This is a genomic window from Serratia sp. JSRIV001 (genome assembly GCF_019968745.1).
In the GTDB taxonomy this organism is placed as follows: domain Bacteria; phylum Pseudomonadota; class Gammaproteobacteria; order Enterobacterales; family Enterobacteriaceae; genus Chania; species Chania fonticola_B.
In genome coordinates this window covers 4,178,409-4,204,722 of record NZ_CP074147.1, presented here as the reverse complement: position 1 = coordinate 4,204,722, position 26,314 = coordinate 4,178,409, and the positions used below count along the sequence as shown (strand labels likewise).

The following is a 26,314-nucleotide window of genomic DNA, read 5'->3' as shown; positions in this document are numbered from 1 at the left end:
TATAGTTTTAATCAACGGCTCTAATGGCACTAATACGGGGTGATTACATTCACGAGATATGGGTAAATGGTTTCTTTACATTGATTTTGGTGATGTATTGGAGGTTTTTAATGATCGCATCATTCTCTTTACACTTGATTGTTTATGGTAGAGGTGTTAAAAACCATTTGTTTTGTATATAATCTTGAGTCTTATATGATGTTTGCGTAGTGACTTTATAAAAAAGGATTTTGATATGGCTAATGACATTTTTCTAACTCTGAAAGGTGCAAAGCAAGGGTTAATTACTGCGGGATGTTCCACTAAAGATTCAATCGGGAACTTATACCAGTCTGGACATACAGATCAAAGTTATCTTTATCAACTAAGCCATTCAATCAGTAGAGAGCAGCACGTTAGCCATCATCCGTTCGTTATCGTTAAGCCAATCGATAAGTCTTCACCTTTAATTGGTATCGCAATATCTAACAATGAACGTTTGGATGCAATTATAGATATATATAGAACCAACCAAAATGGTGGTCGAGAGTTGTTTTACACCATCAAGTTGACTAACGTTGCAATTATAGATGTTAACATTTTCTACCCTAATTCATCAACGCATAATGAATCACAACCACAAGAAAGTATATCTCTGAAGTACGAAAGCATCTCCTGGCAGCATCATATTGCAGGAACCAGTGGTTACAGTATTTGGGATGATAGAGTTTACTAATGAAAAAAGTAAAAAGCGTTGATAGACTCCTTTTGGAGTCTTATTTCACTAGGAGTGAAATAAAAAAAATAAAAAACAATGCTAATGTTTTTCAACTCGATATTCTATATTCAGTTAGAGATATAGGTAGAAGAACCCTCAGAGCAAGTATCATCTTAGGGGTAATACTAACTATTTTCACAATTGGAACAGTTTCCAAAGATGGTGTTTTTGGTTTTGGAATTATAGTTCTTATGTGCTTTATGATTGTAATACCTTCTTATTTCCTAACTCCAATGAGGCTCTACATTAAGTCTTTGTATTTTTTTGTGAAAGACAGAAGAAATGAAAAGTTAAAATGAGAAATTAATTTGCATTTTTGTGTAAGTCACATATTTCTTAGTGAGCTATTTCATTACTCCCTTTATAGTAATAGCATCGCTCACTATCTCCAATGAGAGTGAGAACTTCCCCATGGTTTTAAAGCCAGTAACCGCATCGTTATACATAGCATAATATAATCTTTCAGTATCTGGTCCTCTACCACTTATACCTAACCAGCTTCTACTATTTGGTACTACTACCTTGCCAAATAAAGCTTTTAATGAAAGGGACAGGTCTATGCCTGCATATAGAATATCGCCACCACGTTCACCATAACCTACGTTGGTAGATGCCCAGCGATATAGGTCTCTTAAGTAACCTGTATTTTCCTCACCCGTGAAGAAAAATTGTAAGTTTTCGTAGATGTTATTCGCTCCATGACAAATAAGTAAAACGCCCGTAACACCACTAACGAAAGTGACTTCTGATGCTAGCACCATAGCTAATCCAGAGGCCACTTGTGATAGTCCTGCGACAACGCCGATTGCTTTAACAACATATGTGTATACGCCGTTTTCTTTTTTTATTTCCAAATATACAGCTCTGGCCACCTTATTAAGTTGTAACGACTCATACTGCATTCTTAAAGAATCATGCTCAGTTTTTAGACAGACAAATGCATTGCGTTGCCCTTCTTGAGTCGTTGCTGCACGGCAAGTCGATATATGATGATTGATCAGACCATCAATTTCTTTTTGAAATGAAAATCTTGATTGTGCATTTTTTAGATAAAAAGCAGATGCTCTGTTAGCCAAACGGCCTAACTCATGAGAGTTTGCAAGTGCCATCTCAAGGTAGTAGTTTTTCACTTGTTCACGAAAACCGAAATAATTATCCATATAAAACAAATCCCTTTAAAATAAAAAGCGTGATCATTATATCGTGCTTACTTTAATTCGCTTATTCATGATAGCAATCTCTACGAAAGTGATCAAATGTAGCTACTTTGCTTGAGTGATGGGGGGCGGAATGAGGATACCTCCGTAGCTATGATGGAAAATTAGTGTAACGCACTGGGAATGTTGATGCCGAACATGGTCAGCGAGGCGTGCTGCGGTTTGTCTGTCATGGCGTAAAAGCTACCTTTTAATCGTCAAAATCTGTACTGAGTGGCAGACTGGGTCACAATGTTATACCACTCGGTTATAGAACAGATAATGCGGGAAAATGGAGTTTAAATCCAGACAACGATGTGTTCATCATTGACAGGGAGATACCTGTATTTTCAGGTCCGCAGATGAGTAACACATTTGGTTTTGACCTTCTCTGTAAAGCGACGAGATACTGCCCCACTCAGTACTAATTATTTGTCACAGACGGGGGAAAGTAATTATGCTGCGAATATTAATTTACCAAGACAACCTCCAACAATTTTTGATAATATCATCTGGGAATAGATGATGTAGTTTCGTATGACTTGTGCAACATATTATTCTTTATTTTATATTACAACATGGAAGTGAAAATGAATGCGAGAAAACTAATCCTAACAAGTTGCTTTTCATATAGGGATCTATTAGAAATAAAACGCTCGTATGCTAAAACCGTGCGTAAGGTTTATGGTGGAGAGGGTAGGGTTTCGAGTGAAGAGACATTTGAGAATTATATTTTTGTTCTTGCCGATATTGTAAGTAGCACTGTTTTCATCTTCTCGGCTTTAGGTATTTTAAATACAGGGATTCTTATATGCCTCCATGGCTTAACTAGAGGGCCATTTGTCATGTTTATTATAAGCATGGCATTCGTGGCTTGTGTGGTAATTAGGAATGGTAAAGCAAGTAAGTTACAGATAAAAACCACAATAAAGTTAATTAACTTAAGGTTGAGGGTTTTTATTTTTAGGCTCAGCCTACCGTAGCACACAAATGAATATTGTTTTTTTGTTATTATGAATTATTCACTATCATGATATTTGTAGTCATTGTCATAAAGTGTGGCTTTAAGTGTATTAAGGGATAAGCCTGCTTGAAATGTCCTCATAGCAGTATTTTTATTTTCTCACTTAATAATTAGCAGTTTGATGTTCAACGCACATACCCGCTATTTTGTAACCGCTCCAGCGCGCACCCATCGGCATACACCATGCCGGTAGTCAGATCGTGGAAGCCATAACGCTTATAAAATGCCAATTTGTCCGGCACCGAGTAAATAAACACTTTACCTAACGGGGCCAGATCTTGCATGACGCGATCCATCAACTGCTGACCATAGCCTTGCCCCTGAAAGCGCGGATGGATGGCGACATCGGCCAGATAAGCTACCGAGGTCATGTCACTGATGGCGTGAGCGGTGGCCATCAGCTCTCCCTCAATAAAGCCCCAATAGCAGAATGGACTATTTTGGTACACCCTCTGTAAGACCTGTGGATCACGCTCGCCCAGTCCGGCAGCGGCCAGCAATTCGCCCAACTGTTGCCAGTCGATATTACAGTTACGCAGATCGGTGATGAGCTCCATCATTCTCCCCTTAACCAATACGATCCAAATCCGCAGCATATTGCTGGATCGCACGCTGGTAGCTGCTGATCTCCGTATGTGCCGAGGTCTCTGCCAACAGGATCAGCAGGTCCGATACCGCCTGTTTGGTTTCCCCCAGATTGTAGAGCGTCATGGCGCGGAACAGCGTGATCTCCTTGGCCTGCGGGAACTCGTTTAACCCGTCGTCGAAAGCGGTTAGCGATTTCTGATATTCCCCCAATGCGCGATAGGTGCTACCCAGGCCCAGCCAGGCTTCCTGGCGTAACTGTGTAGGCAGGCCGTGCTGCAAGGCGGCGAGATAGCAGGGGATCGCCTGCTGTTCAAAGCCCTGCACATCGTAAAGGCACGCCAACTGGTAATGTAGCGAACCATTCAACGGTGCCTGTTGCAGCATCTGTTGGGCCAGCTCGGTGGCTTCCGGATAGCGACCTTGTTGTTTCAACTGCTCGATGGTGATACTCGAAGACATGATTTTCCCTTTCAACGGTGTTTCGCTAACTCCTGTAGCAACGTTACTCCTTCACTATTCATCCGCAAAGAAATATATACCCGGATAGATCTCTGATGAGTTTGCAATGGTGAGTTCACTCATTCTGATGGATAATGTCCTATGATTAAACAGGTTTTTTTTGACGGTAACCCGTGATATTTTTCACAAAAAATGCCTGCGGGCATACCAGTGAGTAAAAAATGACACCCCACGTTCCATCATATGTTCGACAACTTGTCACCCTGCTGCTATGGGGGATCATCTATTACCTCGCCGGATTGATCTCATTAAAATTTGACGATCCCGATTCGCCGATCGCTATCGTGTGGTTTCCCTCCGGTGTTGCGGTTGCCGCCTTTCTTTTGACTCGCTGGCGCAGTTATTTATCCCTGTTCGTCATCTTGACGTTGGCGGACTTGTTGTTGACGGAAAGCTGGCAGAATAATCCACTGATATCGCTGATCTATACCCTGCTATCCATGCCAGCCAACGTCGCGATCGCCTGGGCCGTTCGCCGCTTTGCACGGCTTAATGACGATCTCCATACAATCTTAATTTGTATCACCGCAACCGTGGTCTTCAGCGGTCTGGATGCGCTAATTATCGGTGGAGGTTATGCACTAATCCACCAGCAGCCTTTGTTCAGCTTGTTCTGGCAGAATTTTATCGCTGATGTTACCGGTATTATCTTTGCCACAGCCGTTATCATGGGGGTTGTCAATCGGCGTTTGGTTGCCGCCAGTTGCAATCTGCAAATGGGCCTTCTGGGAGGGGCACTTTGGCTGCTGCTGTGTGCTTCGATCTGGTTTATCTTCGGCTACCCACTTCTCTGGCTGCAACACAACGCCGCTGCGCTCTACTTTGCCTTGGCATGCCTCCCCATTATTCTGGCTATTATGCTGTCTGTGGCCTGGGGGAATCGTGGGGGATCTCTAGCGCTTCTCACTCTTGGGTTGGGAGTGATTTATTATACCGATAATCAGCATGGACCATTTTTTATCAAGGGGTTACATCTCAATGAGTCTCTGTTATTAGCCTTAAGCTACCTTTCCGCGACGGCGTTGTTGATCGTGTTTATCAGGGTGTTGAAGCACTCTACCAACAGTTTTAACCCAGACACTGGCCGGATAACCGGCAAGGGGGTGATTTATAGCCTCAATCCGCGGACCGGGGTTTTGCACTGGGAGGATGAGCTCGGCAGTTTGTATGAGCAGAAGGTTCCCAGCAAGCTAGACACCGTAGATGACGTGATGCAATGGGTTCACCCGCATGATCAAGGCAAACTGCGTGACCATTGGCTCCTCAATGATAGTCCTCAACCCCGTGCCCCGTTGATATTCCGTATCCAGATGCCACAGGGAGAGTGGTTGACGTTGGTGGATAACAGCTGTGTTCTGCTGGATGAGGAAGAACAGAGCATTATTGTCGGCAACTGGCAAGCAAGCCACTATCACCAGGACAGTTAAATGAACCTATTATTTGCGTATTGTGGAGAGTTGCAGCAGTGATCCAGATTGCCTTGTTATTATTCGGCGTTGATTTTGTGCGCTCCAAAGCCAAATTTTTGGGGGTAATCGGGATTATCTGGGGGCTTATGGGGATCGGTATCTTTATCGATGGCCTTGATGGTGTGCTCTATTTTCCCTTACAGGTTTTTGGTGCCCTGATGCTTCTGGAGAGCCTGGTCACGTTGAGTATTGCCTCCAGCGGGGTTGGGGCGCAGAAAGCCGTGCTCTACTTCAAGGGGGGGATCTTTTGTGTTGTCGCACTGTTGATTCTGGCGAACAAACCCTACAGTAATCTGCTCCTGGCAATCCTATTTGGTTTCTCCTATTTCGTTATCGGCTTGTTTATGGTCGCTTCTGCCTGGATCGTCCGGTTTCCACGTTGGAGGAATGCGCTGGTCAGCGGCATTGCTCAAATACTGTTCGCCATGCTCTTATTTAGCCCTTATCCGGCGCACTATAAGGCCACCATATCGTTTTTCCTGGGCACATTGATGGTTTTCAGTGGCATCAATATCCTGAAATTAGCCAGGCGGGCCAACCTGTTAAGGGAAGGCACCTCGGTGTTTGAATTGTTGGCACCCACCGAGATGTTATATGCCTTTGGAAAGAAATCGGCGGCTCGGCCAGCCGAGGTGGTTGCCCCCAGCATTGATTTTAAACAGCCTTTAACCGTCCATATCTGGACTCCGGAAGGAACGGCGAGTGCGGCCCCAATCCCCCGGCCAGTCATTAATCGCTATATCGCGGCAGTAGATGCTCAAGGGGTTATCTCTACCGGGCATGCTGCATTGGAACTGGTACCGAGCATCTACATCAGCCTGTATCCAGCGGCAGATATTGATCGTTCTCCTTCAGAGTTTCTCAATGTGTTGAAGGCGACGCGAGAAAATGACGTGCCCGGCACCTTCCAGCCGGACTATGTTACCGAGGCGACCAACTGGTGCGATTCGAATCGGCAGATCCAGTTTCACCGTTATAACAGCTCGGCACTGCTACGTTTTTGGAGCGGCTATCAGCAGACAAAAGTCTACAACCTGACGTCGCGTAACTGCTCCAGTAGTGTTGCCTATGCCTTGGAAGCCTCACTGGATGGCGTGCTTGCCAAACAGAGTAAAAGCTGGCTGGGTACCTTACGTATTTTGACCATGCCGGAACTGTGGATTGCCGCGCAGGTACGCAGACGGGCACTCTCAATGGCCTGGACGCCGGGGCTGGTGATGGATTACGCCCGAGCGCTGCGACATATTGTTCACCCCGTGCCTCAGCCATGGTATCAGCGTATTCTCAAGCGCAGGCAGCCGGAAAAAGAGGGATAGCGACGCGTCATGATTATTTTACAACAATAATCAGCCACACAATTGTTTTGGCTAAGGCAGACCGCGGATCATCCAAATTATTCGGCGGGTTTCGTTAAAAAAGTAACATCCGGGTAGGTTTTTGATTAATCTGAAAATATGCTCCGCTCCTGGATTTTGTTAACTGGCATCGTTCCCAAAAGGCTTCACTTGGTCAAAAAACAGGCGTAGAATCCCTGCGTCCAATAACTGGAGGTTATGAAGTATCATGGTTGATCGAGAGTTAACAAATTGGAAAGACTTTATTGATGAGATGTTAGGTAACTAACACCATATAGGGTTTAAAGCTTGAATAAGGCTGTTGGGTTTGTTTTTATTTAAAGCACCTAGGGTAACAATATTAAGTCTTTAGCAAAGCAGCCTCGGTTTCCCGAAGCTGCTTTTTTTACGCCTGCTATTGGCTATCGTGATGGTGAGGCAGCGCCTTACCAGGGAAGCGGCGGCGTACCAATACGAAGAACAGCGGCACAAAGAAAATTGCCAGAACGGTGGCTGAAATCATACCGCCCATCACTCCGGTACCTACTGCATGCTGGCTGCCAGAACCCGCACCGGAACTGATGGCCATTGGCAGAACGCCGAAGATAAACGCCAGTGAGGTCATCAGGATAGGGCGCAAACGCTGGCGCGAGGCTTCCAGCGTTGCCTCCAGCAACTCCTGGCCTTTATTGTTCAGTTCGTTGGCAAATTCCACGATCAGAATGGCGTTCTTGGCCGACAGCCCGATAATCGTCAATAGTCCCACCTGGAAGTACACATCGTTTTCCAGCCCGCGCAGCCAGGTGGCCGTGACGGCACCGATCACCCCCAGCGGTACCACCAACATGACCGAGAACGGGATCGACCAGCTTTCATACAGGGCCGCCAGACACAGGAATACCACTAACAGCGAGATGGCATACAGCGCCGGTGCTTGGGAACCGGACAGGCGTTCCTGGTAGGACATTGCGGTCCATTCCAGACCGAAACCGGTCGGTAGCTGGCTGACGAGTTTTTCCATTTCATCCATCGCGGTACCGGTACTGACGCCCGGGGCAGCCTCGCCCACGATTTCTACCGTGGAGTTACCGTTGTAGCGTTCCAGACGCGGTGAACCATATTCCCAATGGGAGGTAGCAAAGGCGGAGAAGGGCACCATCCCACCGCTGTCGTTACGCACGTACCACTTGTTGATGTCCTCCGGCAGCATGCGGAAGGGCGCTCCGGCCTGGACGTACACTTTCTTCACTCGCCCGCGGTCTAAAAAGTCGTTGACGTAGGTGGAGCCCCAGGCGGTTGACAAGGTGCTGTTGATATCGTCAATCGACACGCCCAGCGCCTGCGCCTTGCGTTGGTCGATATCGATCTGCAACTGCGGGCTGTCATCAAGACCATTATGGCGCACGCGCGATAGCTGCGGGTTTTGCCCAGCCAACTGCAGTAATTGATCGCGAGCCTCCATCAGCTTGACGTGCCCCAGCCCGGCGTGGTCTTCCAACTGCATATCGAAGCCCGAAGAGTTCCCCAGCCCGGTGATTGCTGGCGGGCTGCTGGCAATAACGCGCGCTTCGTTAATATTGCTAAAGGCTTTGGTAGCTCGCTCGATGATATCGAACGAACTATTGGCTCCCGAACTGCGTAGATCCCAGTCCTTCAGGCGCAAGAACAGGCGTGCGACGTTCTGGCCGTTGCCGCCTGGCCCGGCACCGATGGTGGAGAACACTGACAGCACGTCGGCTTTCTCTTCGGTCAGGAAGTAGTGCTCGACCTTTTCCACCACCTTGGTGGTTTGCTGAAGTGTGGAGCCTGCTGGCAACTGCACCTGCACGGTGAACACGCCACGGTCTTCCTGCGGCAGGAACGAGGTCGGCAGTTTGATAAACAGCACCGCCATACCGGCCAACAGCAGCAGGTAGATCACCATGTAGCGGGCACTGTGATGCAGCACGCGCGCTACCCCACGTTCATAGCGTTCGGTGTTGCGATTGAACATGCGGTTAAACCAGCCGAAGAAACCGCGCTTGCCGTGATGATGGCCTTTGGCGATCGGCTGGAGAATAGTGGCGCACAGGGCCGGGGTGAGGATCATGGCGACCAGCACCGAAAGCACCATTGCGGAAACGATAGTGATCGAGAACTGGCGATAAATGGCGCCGGTGGTGCCGCCGAAGAAGGCCATGGGAATAAATACCGCCGAAAGCACCATGGCAATCCCCACCAGTGCGCCCTGGATCTGCCCCATGGATTTACGGGTGGCGTCCCTGGGTGAGAGACCTTCCTCGCTCATCACGCGTTCCACGTTTTCCACCACCACGATGGCGTCATCCACCAATAGGCCGATCGCCAGCACCATGGCAAACATCGTCAGGGTGTTGATGCTGAAGCCGAAGGCCGAAAGAATGGCAAAGGTGCCCAACAGCACCACCGGAACGGCGATAGTGGGAATTAGCGTGGCGCGGAAGTTCTGCAAGAACAGGTACATGACTAAAAACACCAGCAAAATGGCTTCCAGCAGGGTTTTTACCACATCGTGGATCGACGCCTGCACGAACGGCGTCGTCTCATAGGCGATCTTGGCTTCCAGCCCGTGGGGGAAATAGTGTGAAAGCTCGGCGATCTTGGCTTTCACCAACTGGTCGGTTTGCAATTCGTTGGCACCGGAAGCCAGCTTGATGTTCATCCCGGCGGCCTGCAATCCGTTGTAACGGCTGAGGTAGTTATAGTTTTCCCCGCCCAATTCCACCGTGGCAACGTCACCCAGGGTGACCAGCGAACCGTCCCGATTGACGCGCAGCGTGATCTGGCGGAACTGCTCCGGCGTTTGCAACTGGGATTGAGCGTTGATGGTGGCGTTTAGCGCCTGCTGATCCACGGAAGGGGATCCGCCCAACTGGCCCACCGCGACCTGGGTGTTCTGCGAACTGATGGCGCTGACTACATCCTGAGTGGTGAGCTGATAGCTGGTGAGCTTGTTCGGATCCAGCCAGATACGCATGGCGTATTGTGAACCGTAAACGTCCATGCTGCCCACGCCGTTAATGCGGCTGAGGGGGTCTTGCAGGTTGGAGACGATGTAGTCCGCGATGTCCTGCTTATCCATGCTGCCATCGTTGGAGACAAAGGCCACCATCATCAGCGTGGTATCGCCCGATTTTGACACCGTTACGCCTTGTTGCTGTACCGCCTGTGGCAACCGCTTGATGGCGGCTTGCAGCTTGTTTTGTACTTGTTGCATTGCCTCGTTGGGATCGGTGCCGGCATCAAAGGTCAGCGTAACCGAGGCCTGGCCGGTATTGGTGCTCTGGGACGACATATACATCATGTTGTCGAGGCCGGTCATGTTCTGTTCGATAATCTGGGTAACGGTATTTTCCAGCGTCTGTGCCGATGCGCCTGGATAGGAGGCGCTGATACGCACGTTTGGCGGAGCGAGGTTCGGATATTGTTCGACAGGCAGAGAAAAAATCGCCAACGTCCCCGTCAGGCAAAGAATAATTGCCAGAACCCAGGCAAAAATCGGGCGATCAATAAAAAAATTGGCCATGCGGCATGAACCTCGTTGTGACTTATTCTATTTTTGACTGCATCAGTTATGCTTACGCCTGGCACTGACTGGTGGCCGGGCTGTCGCAGGATTTGATTGTACCCAAAGGTGCTACTGCACTTTACTCGTCGAGCGCAGATAAAGCGTGGAGAAAAAAAGGAGATAATGTAAATAACAGTAGTAGAAATCTACAGTTACACATTGCATCGCCACGAAACGCGCCATTATGGCGATTTTATTGCGTTACGGTGAAATAATCAGGATGTTTTCCTCAGCAGGAGTTAAGCATGGAAATTAACCCGGTATTTGCTCGTCGTCTTTATCTGTGTTGGCTGATCAGCAGCAATGAACGCCCTAACGTTCCGCGCCTGATGGAACTGACCGGTTGGCCGCGCCGTACGTTGCAGGATGTACTCAAAGCTTTGCCAGGCCTGGGCCTGGAGTTGCAGTTTGTGCAGCAGGGGAAGCGTAATAATGATGGCTATTACCAGTTGGTAAACTGGGGCCCGTTAAGCCAAAGCTGGGTTAATCAGCATCATGAGATGCTGCTGGCGGCCATTGGTTGAATGTTCCCCGGCGTGCCGGGGAAGCATTACTGGCTTTTCGCTTCCAGATACATCACGGTTGCTGCCACGCGTGAGCGCACGTTGAGCTTGCGCAGCATATTGCGGATGTGCACTTTCACCGTCTCTTCAGAAATATGCAACTGCGCCGCGACCTGCTTGTTTGACATGCCACGCGCCACTTCCTGCAACACATCCAGTTCACGCTCGGTGAGAGCGGCAAAGGGATCGTGTTGCTCGCTGCGTGACGAAAGATAGTCCGCTACCGCATCGCTAATCACGTTCTGGCCCTCGGCAGCCTGGCGAATATGCTCCAGCAACTGTTCTGGCTCGCTGTCTTTCAGCAGGTAGCCATCGGCGCCCGCATCGATCAGCGCATAGACGTCGCTGCGGGAATCGGAAACGGTCAGCACGATAATGCGTGCATCTACCCCTTCATCGCGCAGTGCTTTCAGCGTATCCAGCCCGGAAAGCCCCTTCATGTTCAGATCGAGCAGGATCACGTCTGGCGTGAACTGCGCGGCCAGGGCGATCGCCTCAGCACCGCCGCTGGCTTCTGCCACCACGGTGAAAGTGGGATCTAGCCCCAGCAACTGTTTGATACCACGGCGCATCAATGGGTGATCGTCCACGATCATTACTCGGTAATTATTCATCACAATAAAACGTGCTCCCTGTAGCGAGTAAAGCCACTGCCTACTGCCGGCAGTAAAGCTGACTCTTAAAATATAGTAGTAATTAGCATTGTCGCTCGGCTCGAATGGCCGCCGTGCAATGCTGTTAGCCCTTATGGCGGGAAGCTAAGACAGACCTCCGTGCCCCCGGCATTGCCACGCCTGATATGTAACGTCCCGTTCAGGCGCGATGCGCGTTCGCTCATAATGGTTAGCCCGTAATGGCCTTCCGGTTCATCCAGGCTGTCGATGCCGCAGCCGTCGTCACAAATGGTGATCTCGTTGTCGCCGCTGGGGGAGACTTCGCAATGGATCACAATTTCCTGTGCATCGGCGTGTTTGATGGCATTAAGCACGGCTTCACGCACGATCTGTAGCGCATGAACCTGTTGTTGGGCATTCAACGCCTGTGAGGCTAACCGACAGTGTAACTGAATCCGCGCGCTGGTCAGCAGTTTTAATGGTTCCAATACCTGCTGCAACGCGGCGTTCAGATCGGCATCCTGAATGCTCAACCGGAAGGTGGCCAGTAGTTCGCGCAATTGGCGATAGGCATCCGCCAGCGCCCGATCAAAATCATCAATGATCTCATCTGCCTGCGATGAATGGCCTGTCAGGGTACGTTTGAGCAAGGTAAGCTGGATGCGCAGGAAAGTGAGGGCCTGGGCTAACGAATCGTGTAGTTCACGGGCAATGGTGGCGCGTTCCTCCATCAGTAGGAACTGCATATGCTGCTTTTGTGCGCGGTTAAAGTAAACCCCGCGGCTGAGCATATTGGTCACGCTTTGCATCAGGTGCGGGTGGGGCGGCTGTTGCTCATGTTGCCAGCTCAGGCTACCCAAGGGTTTGTTGTCTTGCATGATCACCTGTGAATGCCAGGCCAGTTCCGCCACGGGTTCACCACTGCTGACCTGCCATTGGCTTAGGCTGTCTTCCACATTGAGCCGGATACAATGTAATTGTTCGCTTAGCTTGATGATATGCAGGACCTTCTCAAACGCCCGCTGATCCAACTGCCCAACGCTCAGCGCCTGGGAGCAGCTGTAGAGCACCTCCAGCGTGCGGTTGGCCTGCTGTAGGCGCTCGGTTTTTTCCTGCACCTTTTGTTCCAGTGACTGGTAGAGCTTCGCCAATTCGCCAGACATGGTGGTGAAGGTTTGCGACAGGACGCCCAGTTCGTTTGGCAATGAAACGTCGAGCGGCGGATGATTAAAGTCACGTTGTTGCATACGCAGGCTGGCGTCCACCAGGCGTTTGAGCGGGGTGACCACTTGGCGGCGCATAAAGCGGATGCAGAACAGCACCAGGGCAATGATGGCGATGTAGCCCATCACGCTGATCGTCGCTACGATGGTCAGTTTTTGTTCGGAGTAGCGCTGCAAAGCCAAGACAAAATGGTCGATCTGGTTAACATAGCTGGCCACGTTGGCCTGATAGTTTTCCGGATTTCCGGCCAGGATCTGTTTTTCCAGTACCAGCCAGGCTTGGCGCAGCGTCAGGTATTTTTGCCGCACATCGTCAGGCACATAAAATCGATCGAGTTTAAGCAGGGCCGGAGCCATCAGCGACTGCTGATACTGTACCAGGTGCTGCTGCACTTCAGCGGAACCGTTAGTGAGCTCATACGCCAACCGGTAGCTCTGCATGCGCAACGATCCCGCGATATTGATCGCTTCGGCATCCTGCAGGCTGCCGGCCACGGTAGTCAGTGCCAGTCCGGTGGACAGCACGGAAAGGATCACGATAGCTATCAGCGCCTTCGCCAGGCTGCCTGTCACTGAGCGTTTTACGAGCAATTAAGCGTCCTTCTGGTTATTGGCCGGAGTGTTATGCGCCGTCAAATTATAACTTTTGCTGGCAAAAAGCATGGCGATTTTGAGCAAACGGCCGATTTTCCGCCAACACCAATCTTCGCTATATAATCAAGTAAATAGCGATTGGGCGGCCTACCGTTGGCAAAATGCCCTATATCGGCTATCCGTGATTGATCTGGCGCAAGTAATACCTACTTTTACCTATTTAGGGTGATTATCTACCCCCTCCGATAAGCCTATTTTATCCTTGCCTCTTACCCGAGGTGCGAGACAAAAAATAATAAAGTCACACTATAATAATTTTTTACACGCGCGCGTGTTGCCAACTTTGAAGGATAACCCGAATGGCCGAATTGTCGCGACGCAGATTGCTCAGCGGACAATGGCGTCATCAAACTGATGCGATCCGTCCCCCGTGGTCGCGTGAAGCCCCTCTCTTCCTTGCAGGTTGTACCCGGTGCCAGGCCTGCGTTAATGCCTGCGAAACCGGCGTATTGATCAGTGGCAGTGGCGGTTATCCCGAAATCGATTTCCAACGCGCGGAATGTACCTTTTGCCGACAATGCGCAGATGCCTGCGAAGCCCCACTGTTTTACCCACCCCAGCACCAACCCTGGCAACAAGTGGCCTCGTTTTCGGCCGTTTGCCTGGCGATGCAGGGGGTAGAGTGTCGCAGCTGTCAGGACAGTTGTGAAACGCAGGCAATCCGTTTTCGGCCACGGTTAGGCGGCATAGCCCAACCGGCGCTCGAGGCGGCGGCGTGCAATGGTTGTGGTGCCTGCGTTGCCGGTTGCCCGACCTCGGCGATTGCAATAACCCGGAGTGAAAATAATGAGCAGTGAATGGCACGTAAGCGGGTTGATGGTGCAGGCTCGGCCTGACAAATTCCCGGCGCTGATCTCGGCGCTGCTGGCAATCCCTGATACGGAAATTCCGGCACAGGATCAACAGCAGGGCAAACTGGTCGTCGTTATGCAAGCAGCACGCTCCCAGGCGTTGCTGGAAAAAATTGAGTCGGCGCGCAATCTGGAAGGCGTGTTGGCAGTGTCGCTGGTTTATCACCAGCAGGATGAGCAAGGTGAGGTAATGCCATGAAACTCAGTCGTCGAGACTTCATGAAAGCGAACGCTGCCGCGGCTGCTGCCGCAGCTGCCGGGCTGACGATCCCAACGGTCGCCCAGGCCGTGGTCGGCAGCGGTGACGAAATCAAATGGGATAAAGCACCTTGCCGTTTCTGCGGCACCGGGTGTGGCGTTCTGGTCGGCACCCAAAATGGCCGCATCGTGGCTTCGCAGGGCGATCCGGATGCTCCGGTTAACCGGGGCCTGAACTGTATCAAAGGCTACTTCCTGCCTAAGATCATGTACGGCAAGGATCGACTGACACAGCCAATGCTGCGCATGAAGAACGGGCAGTATGACAAAGAAGGTGAATTTACTCCCATCACTTGGGAAAAAGCCTTCGATGTTATGGAAGAAAAATTCAAAGGGGCCCTGAAAGAAAAAGGGCCAGAGGCGGTAGGCATGTTCGGCTCCGGCCAGTGGACGGTATGGGAAGGCTATGCGGCCTCCAAACTGTTCAAAGCGGGTCTGCGTTCCAACAACCTCGATCCAAACGCTCGCCACTGTATGGCTTCTGCCGTGGTCGGCTTTATGCGCACCTTTGGCATGGATGAACCGATGGGCTGCTACGATGATATCGAGCAGGCCGACGCCTTCGTGCTGTGGGGCTCCAATATGGCGGAAATGCACCCGATCCTGTGGTCGCGCATTACCAACCGCCGCCTGGGCAACGATAAGGTCAACGTCTCGGTACTTTCCACCTTTGAACACCGCAGCTTCGAGCTGGCGGATAACGGCATGGTGTTCACCCCGCAGACCGATCTGGCGATCATGAACTACATCGCCAACTACATTATTCAGAACAATGCGGTTGACCAGGATTTCCTCAAGCAGCACGTCAATATCCGCAAAGGGGCGACCGATATCGGTTACGGCCTGCGCCCAACCCACCCGTTGGAGAAAGCGGCCAAGAACCCAGGGAGCGATGCTTCGGAGCCGATGAGCTTCGAAGATTACAAGGCCTTTGTGGCGGAGTACACGCTGGATAAAACCGCTGAGTTAAGCGGTGTGCCGAAAGACCAACTGGAAGCCTTGGCCAAACTGTATGCCGACCCGAATGTGAAAGTCGTCTCTTACTGGACGATGGGCTTCAACCAGCATACCCGCGGCGTCTGGGCCAATAACCTGTGCTACAACCTGCACCTGCTGACCGGCAAGATCTCCAAGCCGGGCTGTGGGCCGTTCTCACTCACTGGCCAGCCTTCTGCCTGTGGTACTGCGCGTGAAGTGGGGACGTTCTCCCACCGCCTGCCAGCGGACATGGTCGTGACCAACGAGAAGCATCGCCAGATTGCCGAACAGAAATGGCAACTGCCAGCTGGCACCATCCCGGAAAAAGTCGGGCTGCATGCGGTTGCACAGGACCGTGCGTTGAAAGACGGCAAGCTGAACGCCTACTGGGTGATGTGTAACAACAACATGCAGGCCGGGCCAAACATTAACGAAGATCGTATGCCGGGCTGGCGCGATCCGCGCAACTTTATCGTGGTTTCCGATCCGTACCCAACGGTGAGCGCATTGGCCGCCGACCTGATCCTGCCTACTGCGATGTGGGTAGAGAAAGAAGGGGCTTACGGTAACGCCGAGCGCCGTACTCAGTTCTGGCATCAGCAGGTGAAAGCGCCTGGCGAGGCCAAGTCTGACCTGTGGCAGTTGGTGGAATTTGCCAAACGCTTCAAGGTGGAAGAAGTGTGGCCTGCGGAGCTGATTAACCAGAAGCCGGAATACCGGGGTAAAACCTTGTACGACGTCCTGTTCGTTAACGGTGAAGTGAACAAGTACAAGCTGGAAGAGATCCCGGCCGACCAGTTGAACGACGAGTCGCGCGACTTCGGTTTTTACATCCAGAAAGGGCTGTTTGAAGAGTATGCCGGGTTTGGCCGTGGCCATGGTCACGATCTGGCGGCCTTTGATATGTACCATAAGGCGCGCGGTTTACGCTGGCCGGTGGTGGATGGCAAGGAAACCCTGTGGCGTTACCGTGAAGGGACCGATCCTTATGTGAAGGCCGGTGAAAGCGTGCGCTTCTATGGCAAGCCAGACGGCAAAGCCGTGATCTTCGCACTGCCGTTCGAGCCAGCGGCGGAAAGCCCGGATCAGGAGTTCGATCTGTGGTTGTCCACTGGCCGCGTGCTGGAACATTGGCACACCGGTTCGATGACTCGCCGGGTGCCAGAATTGCACAGAGCCTTCCCAGAGGCGGTGCTGTTTATCCATCCGCTGGACGCCAAGAGCCGCAATCTGCGCCGTGGTGACAAGGTGAAGGTAGTGTCACGCCGTGGTGAAGTGGTGAGCATCGTCGAAACCCGTGGCCGTAACCGTGTGCCGAAAGGCCTGGTGTATATGCCGTTCTTTGATGCCGCGCAACTGGTCAATAATCTGACGCTGGACGCTACCGATCCGCTGTCGAAAGAGACCGACTTCAAGAAGTGTGCGGTAAAACTGGAGAAGGTATAAGGCCAACGGAATGAGCCAGCAACGAGATAAAACACCGGCCCGGCGGCGCTTCCTGCGGGATGCTGCGCGCAGCGTGGCCGGGTTGGCAGGGATAGGCGTACTGCTGGGGTTGCAACAAAAGCAGTCTCAGGCACGTGATGGCCTGGCCCTGCGGCCGCCGGGAGCACTGGCCGAAGGGGCGTTTGATAGCGCCTGCATTCGCTGCGGTCAGTGTGTGCAAGCCTGCCCGTACCAGACGCTGAAACTGGCGACGCTGCTGTCGCCGAGAGCGGCGGGAACGCCGTACTTTGTGGCGCGGGATATCCCTTGCGAGATGTGTGAAGACATCCCGTGTGTGGTGGCCTGCCCGAGCGGTGCGCTGGATCCAAACCTGACGGATATCGATCAGGCGCGGATGGGGCTGGCGGTGTTGCTGGATCATGAAAACTGTCTGAATTGGCAAGGGCTGCGTTGCGATGTGTGTTACCGGGTTTGCCCGCAGATCGACAAGGCCATCACCTTGGATCTGCAACACAACGAGCGTACCGGCAAGCACGCCATGTTTCTGCCGACCGTTCACAGCCAGGATTGTACCGGCTGTGGCAAGTGTGAGCAGGCTTGTGTACTTGAGCAGGCGGCGATCAAGGTGTTACCGATGGAACTGGCGCGTGGCCAATTGGGTGAACACTATCGCTGGGGCTGGCAGGAAAAGCAGCGTGCAGGGCATTCACTGGTGCCGGAAGGCCTCACATTGCCGGCACGCGGCGTAAAGGGAGGTGAATGATGGCTAATCCAGTCGCTGAAGCGGGGCGTGATGCCCGTTCGCGCCATGGCTGGTTGCGTAGCAACCGCTTCCTGATCCTGCGCCGTTGTAGCCAACTGTTGATCTTGTTGATGTTTCTCTCCGGGCCGCTGTGGGGCATCTGGATCCTGCGTGGCAATTACAGCGCCAGCCTATTGGCGGAGACGGTACCGTTAACGGATCCGTTGATGATGCTGCAAAGCCTGTTGGCCGGGCATTGGCCAGCTTGGTTGGTGTGGGTAGGCGCGGTAGTGGTGCTGATCTACGGCCTGATCGGTAATCGGGTGTTTTGTGGCTGGGTTTGCCCGGTCAACCCGGTGACCGATCTGGCGGCCTGGCTGCGGCGCAAGTTAGGTTTGCGTCAATCGGCCAGCCTGCCTCGTTCCCTGCGCTATGGCATCTTGCTTGTCGTACTGGTTGGCAGTGCCGTGAGTGGCACGCTGATCTGGGAATGGATTAATCCGGTGGCCCTGATGGGGCGCGGGCTGATCCATGGCAGCAGCGGGGAAGGGGTATTAGCCTGGCTGAAAGGGCTGGGTGCCGCATTTGGTGCTGGCATCTGGTTGATTGTGGCGCTGTTCCTGTTCGACCTGCTGGTGGTCGAACACGGCTGGTGTGGCCATCTTTGCCCAATGGGAGCGCTGTATGGCGCCATTGGTAGCCAGGGTGTGGTGCAGATCAGCGCGGAGAAGCGTGACAACTGTACTCGCTGCATGGATTGTTTTCATGTTTGCCCAGAACCGCAGATCCTGCGTGAGCCGTTATTAGTAAAAAAAGGTACACCACGGGTTGCCAGTGATGCCTGTATTGCCTGCGGACGTTGTATCGACGTTTGTGCAGAAAACGTATTCGAAATTAAGAGCAAATTTCATTATTCGGGAGCCAAAAAATGACCAGCAATGTCCTGAAAAAGCAGCTTTCCCTGTGGGGCGCGCTGTTAACACTGGTAGTTGCCAGTGCCGCGTTTGCCGCCAGTGATGTCGATCTCAAGCAATCGCCAGAGGTTTCCGGCACGGCTGAAGGGCAGATCAAAATGCCCAAGCAGCAGGAAAAGATGGCGCTAAACTATGTCAACCAGCCGCCGATGATCCCACACAGCGTCGACGGCTACCAGATTAGCAAAAACACTAACCGCTGCTTGCAGTGCCACGGCGTGGAGCACTATCGCACCACCGGAGCACCGCGTATCAGCCCGACACACTTTATGGACAGCGATGGCAAGGTGCTGGGGGAAGTCGCTCCACGTCGTTATTTCTGTCTGCAATGCCACGTACCACAAACCGATGCGGCACCAATCATCGGCAATGATTTCAAGCCTATGCAGGGCTTTGGGCACTAAGCGGGGGAGCTATGGCCGAACGTAATACCACAACATCCGAGAAAAAGGCCGGACCGATCCGTCGTCTATGGCGCTGGTGGCGCAGGCCGAGCAGGCTGGCCCTGGGGACTTTGCTGCTGTTGGGCTTTGTCGCCGGGATTGTTTTCTGGGGCGGTTTCAACACCGGTATGGAAGCGGCCAACACCGAAAAATTCTGTATCAGCTGCCACGAGATGCGTGAAAACGTCTACGAAGAGTATATGGAGACGGTGCATTACAACAACCGCAGTGGCGTCCGTGCCACCTGCCCGGATTGCCACGTCCCGCATGAGTGGGGGCCGAAGATGCTGCGTAAGCTGAAGGCCAGCAAAGAGTTGTACGCCAAGGTGTTTGGCATCATCGACACGCCGCAGAAGTTCGAGGAGCATCGTCTGACCATGGCCAGCAACGAATGGGCGCGTATGAAAGCCAATAACTCGCAGGAGTGCCGTAACTGCCACAACTTCGAGTATATGGATTTCACCGCGCAGAAAACCGTGGCGGCCAAGATGCATGACAAAGCCATCACCGAAGGCAAAACCTGTATCGATTGCCATAAAGGGATCGCACATAAACTGCCGGACATGCACGGAGTCCCTACCGGATTCTAACTCTGGTAGATATCAACCCCGCAGCGCTGCAAGGCCTGCGGGGTTTTTTTTCAATATGATGAGGTGTCGGATTATTCGCTACCCCGCCCTTCCGTGATCAAATGATGAGTGTTTGTTTCAGAGTCAGCACAACAGGACTGGATATCATCATTTACCCCAATTACATATATTATTTTTATCCAAGTAGGTGCTTGGGTTGGAAAACCAAACGACACACTGACTGAAGAGGATTGATAATATGGACGCTCATGAGTTTATTACTGATGCACGTATGCATGGTTGGGATAAAGAGGATAAGAGTAGCATTTATTCGATGCTGAGTTTTGAAGTTAATCCAAATGTGACAGATGCCGATAAAAAAATAAAAGTTGGTATCTATTTGTTTAATGCCAGCTTTGATTCCGTAGCCGTCAGGGAGGCTATTGGCAATGAGAATTTTTCGGGATTTGCTAGCGGCTTTTATAACTGTTTTAATCAAGCGGCCTTAAATAGTGTCAGTACGGGGTATGCTCAAGTCGGTGGTGATACCGTCGGAGAGGTATTGGCACGGCAGCAGGAACTGATCGCTGCATATCAGGATATGATCGATAAAGGGATCTTGACGCCCAATTCAATGATGTTACCCGCTAATGGAGGGCAATTTACCAGTGCATGGCTCGGTGTTGATTTCTATGATGACGAGGGTAACGTGACCAGTGGAACAAGTTTCCAGTTGGATGCCATTCCTAAACCGTAAATAAGCCAGGTTATTCTCAGGTTTTACAGCTGTCTTTTTGATAAAAACCTTTTGTTGTGAAATGAGAGGTTTTTATCTCATTGGTATATTTCAGCTGTGTGGCATTGGCTAGCCACTGTAATATCATCTCGCTGAAATTTTAGTCGCCCCAAGCCCCCATTTCTGTTCAGCCTGCGGTTTTTTGTTGCAAATCCGCCGTGGCTGCGCTTTGCTAGTGGCCAAAGGTTGCGGTGCGTTGGCTTACGGAAGAAGAGAATATGTCGTCAAAAATAGAAAATATCAGAAAGCAGCTGTTATCGGACAACTGGTACGTATTGAATAAATACACCTTTGAGTTAAAACGTAAAAACGGCGGAACCATCGAACAGGTGCGCGAGGTCTATGACCGCGGTAACGGGGCGACCATTTTGCTGTATAACCGGGCCAAGGGCACCGTGGTGCTGACCAACCAATTCCGTATGCCAACCTACGTCAACGGCAATGCCACAGGCATGTTGTTGGAAGCCTGCGCTGGGCTGCTGGATGACGATCAGCCCGAACAGTGCGCTCGCCGTGAAGCGGTAGAAGAAACCGGTTTTCAGGTTTCGAAGGTGCAAAAGATCTTTGAGGCCTACATGTCACCGGGCGGCGTGACGGAAATACTCCACTTCTTTATTGCTGAGTACCAGGATAACGAACGCCAAACCAGCGGGGGTGGCATTGAGGATGAAGATATTGAAGTGGTGGAATTGCCCTTTGGTGAGGCAATCGCGATGATCGCCGACGGCCGCATCAAGGATGGTAAAACCATCATGCTGTTGCAGTATTTGCAGATCCACCGGGTGATGGAGTAGTTTCCCTCACCCCAACCCTCTCCCACAGGGAGAGGGAGCTGTTAGCCCCTACTCGTTTGAAAATAAAGAAGTCATTTTAGCTAGCGTGATCGCCCTTAGCCAAAGTGAGTCACTACATTTAAAACACACTCGATCGGTCCCCTCTCCCACAGAGAGAGGGAGCTGTTAGCTCCTACTCGTTTGAAAATAAAGAAGTCATTTTAGCTAGCGTGATCGTCCTTAGCCAAAGTGAGTCACTACATTTAAAACACACTCGATCGGTCCTGAAAATAAAGCAGTCATTTTAGCTAGCTTGATCGTCCTTAGCCAAAGTGAGTCACTATCTTTAAAACACACTCGATCGGTCCTGAAAATAAAGCAGTCATTTTAGCTAGCTTGATCGTCTTTAGCCAAAGTGAGTCACTATCTTTAAAACACACTCGATCGGTCCTGAAAATAAAGCAGTCATTTTAGCTAGCTTGATCGTCCTTAGCCAAAGTGAGTCACTATCTTTAAAACACACTCGATCGGTCCCCTCTCCCTGTGGGAGAGGGTTAGGGTGAGGGGCAATTGCTTTGCCGATCTCACTTTTCTATCATCGTCTTACAGCTGTGCGATCAGCATGTCTTCCAGCTTCTGCTGGTCGACGGCGAACAGGCGAATGCCTTCGGCCAACTTCTCAACCGCCATGGCATCCTGGTTATGCAGCCAGCGGAACTCCGCCTCGGCCAGTGGTGCTGGCTGATAAAACCCTTCGGTAGACGGCGTCAGTTTACGTTCGATAGGCTGATTGCTTTGCTTCAACTCTTCCAACAGGTTTGGCGCAATGGTCAAACGGTCACAACCCGCCAACGCCAGGATCTGCTCAACCTTACGGAAGCTGGCGCCCATGATCACGGTCTGATAGCGGTGCTGTTTATAGTATTCATAAATGGTACGAACGGACTTCACGCCCGGATCCTGCTCGGCATCGTAATCGGTCATCGGCTGTCTGGCCTGATACCAATCGTAGATACGGCCAACGAACGGCGAAATCAGATAAACACCGGCCTCGGCGCAGGCACGGGCCTGAGCAAAGGAGAACAGCAGCGTCAGGTTGGTGTTGATGCCTTCTTTTTCCAGCTCTTCGGCCGCCTTGATCCCTTCCCAGGTAGCCGCCAGCTTGATCAGAATGCGGGATTTATCGATCCCCTGGTTTTGATACATGCCGATCAGCTTGCGTGCTTTAGCCACGCACATACCGCGATCGAAGGATAGACGGGCATCCACCTCGGTGGAGATTCGCCCTGGTACGCTTTTTAGAATTTCGACCCCAATATTCACCGCCAGTCTGTCACTGGCGTTAATCAGTTGGGTTTCTTTGCTGCCGCCTTGCTGGCGGGCGTACTCCAGCGCTTCGGTGATCAGTGACTTATACTGCGGCAGCGCCGCGGCCTTGAGGATCAACGAAGGGTTGGTGGTGGCATCCTGCGGTTCGAACTGGCGGATGGATTCGATATCACCGCTGTCGGCAACAACCACGGTCAACTGTTTGAGTGCGTCTAACTGGTTCATTTATAAGCTCCTTGCCCAAAGTCATAACAGTAAATGAGAACGTATTTCATTATGGTTAACACCATGCATCATATGGCTGATGAATGAAATACGCTTTTTCTGATTGTTGCGATGGATAGAAACAATGGGGGCAGAAATACCACATGGGCCCCCCAAGCCGTGACCCTCTGTCGACGTTGGTTCAGCGTTGGCCAACAACCTGTTCGTAATAGCCGATCCTTGCCACCTTAGGCGCCGATCCCCCTCCTTCAAATTCAGAGCTCAACCAGGCTTCGACGATCGATTTTGCCAGTTCCGGGCCAATGACGCGTGCGCCAAGCGTGATGATTTGTGCATCGTTGCTTTTACGTGCGCGCTGTGCCGAATAGGTATCATGGCACTGTGCTGCGCGGATCCCCGGGACCTTGTTGGCCACAATGCTCATGCCAATACCGGTGCCACACAGCAAAATGCCACGTTGGTGTTTCCCATCCTTAATGCCTTGCGCCACCTGAAAGGCGATATCGGGATAGCCGATGGGGGGCGTATCGCTTCCCGGTGAGTAGTCGGTAACCTGAATATCGCGCTGTTGCAGAAACGCAACGATCACATTCTTCAGTTCAATGGCGGCATCATCGGCGCCAATCGCAATAGGCTGCATAACACATCTCCTGTTGATCAAGGGTAAGGCTGACGATCCCCGCTGGCGCGTCATGGCGAATACCATAACCATGATTTATCAAATGTTCAATTGGTGTTCATTTGTTTTTATTTTGACTAAGGGATTATGGCCGATAAAGGTGATGAACATCACGAATAAATCGACTTTATGGCCTATTAGGTGACTTTAAGGGGGCTTCTTGAGCAGGATCACAATTTCAAAGGTTGGTGGTGGGCAAACATGTTGAGAGTATGTAGTGTTTATTTGTTCTTTGTGTGTGCTTATGATCATAAAAATAAACCCTACCCGAGGATAGAACTATGTGTCAGAACTGCGTAACAGCGGCAACCATGGCCGAAGGCATTCCTGAAACCATGAAAGCGGTGGTGGCTTATGCCCCGCAGGATTACCGCCTGGAGCTTGTGGAGGTACCGAAAATTGGCCCGCACGAGATCCTGGTGAAAGTTGAAGCCTGTGGCATCTGCGCCGGTGATGTTAAAGCGTTTGAAGGAGCGGCCAGTTTTTGGGGAGATGAAAAACAGCCGGCTTACATCAAAGCGCCGATGATCCCAGGCCACGAATTTATCGGCCACGTGGTGGGCTATGGGGAGGGCGTTGAAGGATTCAAGTTGGGCGATCGGGTGATTTCAGAACAGATCGTTCCCTGCTGGCAATGCCGTTTCTGTAACCGGGGCCAGTATTGGATGTGTGAGAAACACGATCTGTACGGCTTCCAGAATAACGTTAATGGTGGTATGGCGGAATACATGAAGTTCACCAAAGAGGCCATCAACTATCACGTTCCTGCGGATATGCCGATCGAAGACGCCATTCTGATCGAACCCTATGCCTGTTCTTTCCATGCGGTACAGCGCGCCAACATCAAGCTGGGGGACGTGGTGGTACTGGCCGGTGCCGGAACGCTGGGCTTGGGGATGATCGGTGCGATTAAAAAATCCGGTCCATCGAAGCTGGTGGTGCTCGACCTGTCAGACGAACGCCTGGCGCTGGCGAAAGAATTTGGTGCTGACGTTGTGCTGAACCCACTGCGCGATGATGTGATGGCGATCATTAAGGACATGACCGAAGGCTACGGCTGCGATATCTACATTGAAGCCACCGGCGCCCAGCAATCTGTCGAACAGGGGCTGATGCTGATCCGTAAGTTGGGCACCTTTGTCGAGTTCTCGGTATTTAAAGATCCGGTGACCGTCGATTGGAGCATTATCAGCGATCGTAAGGAGTTGGATGTGCTGGGATCGCACCTGGGTCCTTATTGTTATCCGTTGGTGATTGAAGGGATACGCAATGGCGATCTGCCCACCAAAGGTGTCGTCACCCAAACGTTGCCGCTCGAGCAGTTTGCTGAAGGCTTCGCCATGATGAAACGGGGCATCGGCTCAATCAAAGTGGTGCTCAATCCAAATCTGTAATGCCTGCATCATTCTTCGGGTGCGGGCTAGCCTGCACCTCCACAATTCAATGTGCTGGGGTGTTTTATGCTGAATGGACTGATTCATCGCATTGGTCTGTCACCAAAATTAATGCTCGGTTATGCCGGTGTGTTGGTCTTTATGATGGGGGAGGGGCTGGAACAAGGCTGGCTTTCACCCTATTTGATCGGCAAAGGCTTAACCATTCAGGAATCTGCGCTGCTGTTTAGCGTTTACGGTTTTGCTGCGGCAATATCTGCCTGGTTTTCCGGCGTTTTGGCAGAAATCTTTACCGCTCGCCGCGTCATGCTGGCTGGATTGTTGCTATTCCTGCTGGGCTCGGTGTGTTTTCTGGTGTGGGGATTACCCAGTAATAACTTGTCGGTGATGATACCGACCTATGCGCTGCGCGGGCTGGGCTATCCCCTGTTTGCCTATGGTTTTCTGGTATGGGTCGCCTATGAGGCTCCGCCGGAAAGGCTGGGTTCCGCCGTGGGGATTTTCTGGTTTGTCTATAGCGGTGGGTTGAGCGTACTGGGCGTGCTCTATTCCAGCATCATGCTGCCGTTCCTGGGGGAAATTCACACCTTATGGAGCGCATTAATCTTTGTGGTGCTCGGGGCGATGATCGCACTGATGCTTAACCGCACTCCTGGCCATAGCGACGTGGGGGACAGGCAAAAAGCCTCCCTCAGCTATGTGCTAAAGGGGATCACCATTGCGTTTGAGAACCCGAAAATCGGCCTGGGTGGCATTGTCCGCACCATCAATACCTCTGCGGCGTATGGCTTCGTGGTGTTTATGCCGATGTACATGATGGATATCGGGTTTAGCCGCACTGACTGGCTACAGATGTATGCGGCACTGTGGACGGTGAACATTATCTTCAACCTGATCTTTGGGGTGATCAGCGACGGCTTGGGCTGGCGTAACGTCGTCATGTGGTTCGGTTGCGTCGGCTGCGCTATCACCACGCTGATGTTCTATTACGTGCCTTACTTCCTCGGTCCCAATTATCTGCTGACCGTCGTGGCCGCCGGGCTATTCGGTGCTTGCCTGGCGGCCTTCGTGCCTCTTTCGGCCATTATGCCAACGTTGGCTCCGGAGAATAAAGGTGCCGCCATGTCGATCCTGAATCTTGGCGCGGGGTTGAGCACTTTCGTTGGCCCGGCAGTGGTAGGGTTATTTATCGGCAGCTTGGGGAGCAGCGGGGTGATTTGGATTTTCACCGGCCTGTATTTGTTCAGCGGCGTCTTGATGAAATATGTCACCTTGCCTAAAGCCGTGCCTGCCGCCGTGGAAGAAAATCATCACAGCTTGGCGTAAATAA

General features: G+C 51.6%; 25 protein-coding genes. 17 read left to right on the top strand and 8 right to left on the bottom strand.

The window, feature by feature from the left end:
* The first annotated feature begins 235 nt into the window (after nucleotides 1-235).
* Together KGP17_RS19500 and KGP17_RS19495 are read left to right on the top strand one after the other, a co-directional pair.
* Nucleotides 236-715: an Hcp family type VI secretion system effector gene (locus tag KGP17_RS19500; protein ID WP_037376383.1), complete on the top strand. Its 480-nt coding sequence runs from the start codon at nucleotides 236-238 to the stop codon at nucleotides 713-715.
* Nucleotides 715-1,056, top strand: coding sequence for a hypothetical protein (locus KGP17_RS19495; protein WP_037376382.1), 342 nt, complete (start codon nucleotides 715-717; stop codon nucleotides 1,054-1,056). Before KGP17_RS19500 ends, KGP17_RS19495 begins: the two co-directional genes overlap by 1 nt.
* 45 nt (nucleotides 1,057-1,101) lie before the next feature.
* Here the strand turns inward: KGP17_RS19495 and KGP17_RS19490 are convergent, their stop codons facing one another.
* The 3 genes from KGP17_RS19490 to KGP17_RS19480 all read right to left on the bottom strand — a co-directional run bounded on the left by KGP17_RS19490 (nucleotide 1,102) and on the right by KGP17_RS19480 (nucleotide 4,024).
* Nucleotides 1,102-1,917, bottom strand: a complete 816-nt coding sequence (locus KGP17_RS19490; RefSeq protein ID WP_021807102.1) for a DUF4225 domain-containing protein — start codon at nucleotides 1,915-1,917, stop codon at nucleotides 1,102-1,104.
* A gap of 1,185 nt (nucleotides 1,918-3,102) precedes the next feature.
* Nucleotides 3,103-3,534, bottom strand: coding sequence for a GNAT family N-acetyltransferase (locus KGP17_RS19485; protein WP_223499696.1), 432 nt, complete (start codon nucleotides 3,532-3,534; stop codon nucleotides 3,103-3,105).
* Nucleotides 3,535-3,544: 10 nt separating this feature from the next.
* A complete protein-coding gene (locus KGP17_RS19480; protein WP_094982737.1) occupies nucleotides 3,545-4,024 on the bottom strand; it encodes a tetratricopeptide repeat protein in 480 nt (159 codons plus the stop codon).
* Nucleotides 4,025-4,245: 221 nt separating this feature from the next.
* Between KGP17_RS19480 and KGP17_RS19475 the strand changes: the two genes are divergently transcribed.
* The 3 genes from KGP17_RS19475 (at nucleotide 4,246) to ypfM (ending at nucleotide 7,176) form a co-directional block, all read left to right on the top strand.
* Nucleotides 4,246-5,511, top strand: a complete 1,266-nt coding sequence (locus tag KGP17_RS19475) for an MASE1 domain-containing protein (protein WP_223498179.1) — start codon at nucleotides 4,246-4,248, stop codon at nucleotides 5,509-5,511.
* Between the two features lie 38 nt (nucleotides 5,512-5,549).
* Nucleotides 5,550-6,869: an HdeD family acid-resistance protein gene (locus tag KGP17_RS19470; protein WP_094982735.1), complete on the top strand. Its 1,320-nt coding sequence runs from the start codon at nucleotides 5,550-5,552 to the stop codon at nucleotides 6,867-6,869.
* Between the two features lie 247 nt (nucleotides 6,870-7,116).
* Complete coding sequence (gene ypfM, locus KGP17_RS28010) at nucleotides 7,117-7,176, top strand: protein YpfM (RefSeq protein WP_138106377.1); 60 nt, start codon at nucleotides 7,117-7,119, stop codon at nucleotides 7,174-7,176.
* Between the two features lie 126 nt (nucleotides 7,177-7,302).
* Here ypfM and acrD read toward each other — a convergent pair whose 3' ends face one another.
* Nucleotides 7,303-10,431, bottom strand: coding sequence for a multidrug efflux RND transporter permease AcrD (gene acrD, locus KGP17_RS19460; protein ID WP_223498178.1), 3,129 nt, complete (start codon nucleotides 10,429-10,431; stop codon nucleotides 7,303-7,305).
* A gap of 287 nt (nucleotides 10,432-10,718) precedes the next feature.
* Here acrD and KGP17_RS19455 point away from each other — a divergent pair, with 287 nt between their 5' ends.
* A complete protein-coding gene (locus KGP17_RS19455; protein ID WP_021807096.1) occupies nucleotides 10,719-10,997 on the top strand; it encodes a helix-turn-helix domain-containing protein in 279 nt (92 codons plus the stop codon).
* Between the two features lie 26 nt (nucleotides 10,998-11,023).
* Here the strand turns inward: KGP17_RS19455 and narP are convergent, their stop codons facing one another.
* Together narP and narQ are read right to left on the bottom strand one after the other, a co-directional pair.
* Complete coding sequence (gene narP / locus KGP17_RS19450; protein WP_059201467.1) at nucleotides 11,024-11,656, bottom strand: nitrate/nitrite response regulator protein NarP; 633 nt, start codon at nucleotides 11,654-11,656, stop codon at nucleotides 11,024-11,026.
* A 125-nt stretch (nucleotides 11,657-11,781) separates the two neighbouring features.
* Nucleotides 11,782-13,464, bottom strand: coding sequence for a nitrate/nitrite two-component system sensor histidine kinase NarQ (gene narQ, locus KGP17_RS19445; protein ID WP_166733109.1), 1,683 nt, complete (start codon nucleotides 13,462-13,464; stop codon nucleotides 11,782-11,784).
* Nucleotides 13,465-13,826: 362 nt separating this feature from the next.
* On the opposite strand from narQ, the gene napF reads away from it, so the two are divergent.
* From napF to nudK, 9 genes are all read left to right on the top strand, one after another.
* Nucleotides 13,827-14,324 (top strand): ferredoxin-type protein NapF, encoded by a 498-nt coding sequence (gene napF / locus KGP17_RS19440; RefSeq protein ID WP_021807093.1) that lies wholly within the window; start codon nucleotides 13,827-13,829, stop codon nucleotides 14,322-14,324.
* A complete protein-coding gene (gene napD / locus KGP17_RS19435; protein ID WP_166735081.1) occupies nucleotides 14,311-14,577 on the top strand; it encodes a chaperone NapD in 267 nt (88 codons plus the stop codon). Before napF ends, napD begins: the two co-directional genes overlap by 14 nt.
* Nucleotides 14,574-17,060: a nitrate reductase catalytic subunit NapA gene (napA, locus tag KGP17_RS19430; RefSeq protein ID WP_024527084.1), complete on the top strand. Its 2,487-nt coding sequence runs from the start codon at nucleotides 14,574-14,576 to the stop codon at nucleotides 17,058-17,060. The genes napD and napA overlap by 4 nt, the downstream gene beginning before the upstream one ends.
* A 10-nt stretch (nucleotides 17,061-17,070) precedes the next feature.
* Nucleotides 17,071-17,823 carry a ferredoxin-type protein NapG gene (gene napG, locus KGP17_RS19425; protein WP_021807091.1) on the top strand — a complete coding sequence of 251 codons (753 nt, stop codon included), beginning with the start codon at nucleotides 17,071-17,073 and terminating at the stop codon, nucleotides 17,821-17,823.
* Nucleotides 17,823-18,734, top strand: a complete 912-nt coding sequence (napH, locus tag KGP17_RS19420) for a quinol dehydrogenase ferredoxin subunit NapH (RefSeq protein ID WP_115159565.1) — start codon at nucleotides 17,823-17,825, stop codon at nucleotides 18,732-18,734. The genes napG and napH overlap by 1 nt, the downstream gene beginning before the upstream one ends.
* Nucleotides 18,731-19,180 carry a nitrate reductase cytochrome c-type subunit gene (gene napB / locus KGP17_RS19415; protein ID WP_021178725.1) on the top strand — a complete coding sequence of 150 codons (450 nt, stop codon included), beginning with the start codon at nucleotides 18,731-18,733 and terminating at the stop codon, nucleotides 19,178-19,180. The genes napH and napB overlap by 4 nt, the downstream gene beginning before the upstream one ends.
* Before the next feature lie 11 nt (nucleotides 19,181-19,191).
* Nucleotides 19,192-19,809, top strand: a complete 618-nt coding sequence (napC, locus tag KGP17_RS19410; RefSeq protein WP_021178724.1) for a cytochrome c-type protein NapC — start codon at nucleotides 19,192-19,194, stop codon at nucleotides 19,807-19,809.
* 238 nt (nucleotides 19,810-20,047) lie between these two features.
* Nucleotides 20,048-20,545, top strand: a complete 498-nt coding sequence (locus KGP17_RS19405; RefSeq protein WP_094982732.1) for a hypothetical protein — start codon at nucleotides 20,048-20,050, stop codon at nucleotides 20,543-20,545.
* A 257-nt stretch (nucleotides 20,546-20,802) separates the two neighbouring features.
* Nucleotides 20,803-21,378, top strand: a complete 576-nt coding sequence (gene nudK / locus KGP17_RS19400) for a GDP-mannose pyrophosphatase NudK (RefSeq protein WP_037376378.1) — start codon at nucleotides 20,803-20,805, stop codon at nucleotides 21,376-21,378.
* A 582-nt stretch (nucleotides 21,379-21,960) separates the two neighbouring features.
* Here the strand turns inward: nudK and tal are convergent.
* The gene (gene tal / locus KGP17_RS19395) at nucleotides 21,961-22,911 is read right to left on the bottom strand and encodes a transaldolase (protein ID WP_024484505.1); all 951 of its coding nucleotides are present in this window, start codon (nucleotides 22,909-22,911) and stop codon (nucleotides 21,961-21,963) included.
* A 181-nt stretch (nucleotides 22,912-23,092) separates the two neighbouring features.
* A complete protein-coding gene (rpiB, locus tag KGP17_RS19390; protein ID WP_021178721.1) occupies nucleotides 23,093-23,551 on the bottom strand; it encodes a ribose 5-phosphate isomerase B in 459 nt (152 codons plus the stop codon).
* A 320-nt stretch (nucleotides 23,552-23,871) separates the two neighbouring features.
* On the opposite strand from rpiB, the gene KGP17_RS19385 reads away from it, so the two are divergent.
* Both KGP17_RS19385 and KGP17_RS19380 read left to right on the top strand, forming a co-directional pair.
* Nucleotides 23,872-24,984: an alcohol dehydrogenase catalytic domain-containing protein gene (locus KGP17_RS19385; protein ID WP_094982051.1), complete on the top strand. Its 1,113-nt coding sequence runs from the start codon at nucleotides 23,872-23,874 to the stop codon at nucleotides 24,982-24,984.
* A gap of 66 nt (nucleotides 24,985-25,050) precedes the next feature.
* Nucleotides 25,051-26,310 (top strand): MFS transporter, encoded by a 1,260-nt coding sequence (locus tag KGP17_RS19380; RefSeq protein WP_021178719.1) that lies wholly within the window; start codon nucleotides 25,051-25,053, stop codon nucleotides 26,308-26,310.
* Nucleotides 26,311-26,314 lie beyond the last annotated feature (4 nt).

Coding starts and splice junctions, on each gene's coding strand:
- KGP17_RS19480 (WP_094982737.1), bottom strand. CDS start 4,024: ATGTCTTCGAGTATCACCATCGAGCAGTTGAAACAACAAGGTCGCTAT.
- napF (WP_021807093.1), top strand. CDS start 13,827: ATGGCCGAATTGTCGCGACGCAGATTGCTCAGCGGACAATGGCGTCAT.
- acrD (WP_223498178.1), bottom strand. CDS start 10,431: ATGGCCAATTTTTTTATTGATCGCCCGATTTTTGCCTGGGTTCTGGCA.
- KGP17_RS19475 (WP_223498179.1), top strand. CDS start 4,246: ATGACACCCCACGTTCCATCATATGTTCGACAACTTGTCACCCTGCTG.
- rpiB (WP_021178721.1), bottom strand. CDS start 23,551: ATGCAGCCTATTGCGATTGGCGCCGATGATGCCGCCATTGAACTGAAG.
- KGP17_RS19405 (WP_094982732.1), top strand. CDS start 20,048: ATGGACGCTCATGAGTTTATTACTGATGCACGTATGCATGGTTGGGAT.
- KGP17_RS19500 (WP_037376383.1), top strand. CDS start 236: ATGGCTAATGACATTTTTCTAACTCTGAAAGGTGCAAAGCAAGGGTTA.
- napA (WP_024527084.1), top strand. CDS start 14,574: ATGAAACTCAGTCGTCGAGACTTCATGAAAGCGAACGCTGCCGCGGCT.
- tal (WP_024484505.1), bottom strand. CDS start 22,911: ATGAACCAGTTAGACGCACTCAAACAGTTGACCGTGGTTGTTGCCGAC.
- napC (WP_021178724.1), top strand. CDS start 19,192: ATGGCCGAACGTAATACCACAACATCCGAGAAAAAGGCCGGACCGATC.
- KGP17_RS19380 (WP_021178719.1), top strand. CDS start 25,051: ATGCTGAATGGACTGATTCATCGCATTGGTCTGTCACCAAAATTAATG.
- nudK (WP_037376378.1), top strand. CDS start 20,803: ATGTCGTCAAAAATAGAAAATATCAGAAAGCAGCTGTTATCGGACAAC.
- napH (WP_115159565.1), top strand. CDS start 17,823: ATGGCTAATCCAGTCGCTGAAGCGGGGCGTGATGCCCGTTCGCGCCAT.
- KGP17_RS19495 (WP_037376382.1), top strand. CDS start 715: ATGAAAAAAGTAAAAAGCGTTGATAGACTCCTTTTGGAGTCTTATTTC.
- KGP17_RS19455 (WP_021807096.1), top strand. CDS start 10,719: ATGGAAATTAACCCGGTATTTGCTCGTCGTCTTTATCTGTGTTGGCTG.
- napB (WP_021178725.1), top strand. CDS start 18,731: ATGACCAGCAATGTCCTGAAAAAGCAGCTTTCCCTGTGGGGCGCGCTG.
- KGP17_RS19485 (WP_223499696.1), bottom strand. CDS start 3,534: ATGGAGCTCATCACCGATCTGCGTAACTGTAATATCGACTGGCAACAG.
- napG (WP_021807091.1), top strand. CDS start 17,071: ATGAGCCAGCAACGAGATAAAACACCGGCCCGGCGGCGCTTCCTGCGG.
- KGP17_RS19490 (WP_021807102.1), bottom strand. CDS start 1,917: ATGGATAATTATTTCGGTTTTCGTGAACAAGTGAAAAACTACTACCTT.
- KGP17_RS19385 (WP_094982051.1), top strand. CDS start 23,872: ATGTGTCAGAACTGCGTAACAGCGGCAACCATGGCCGAAGGCATTCCT.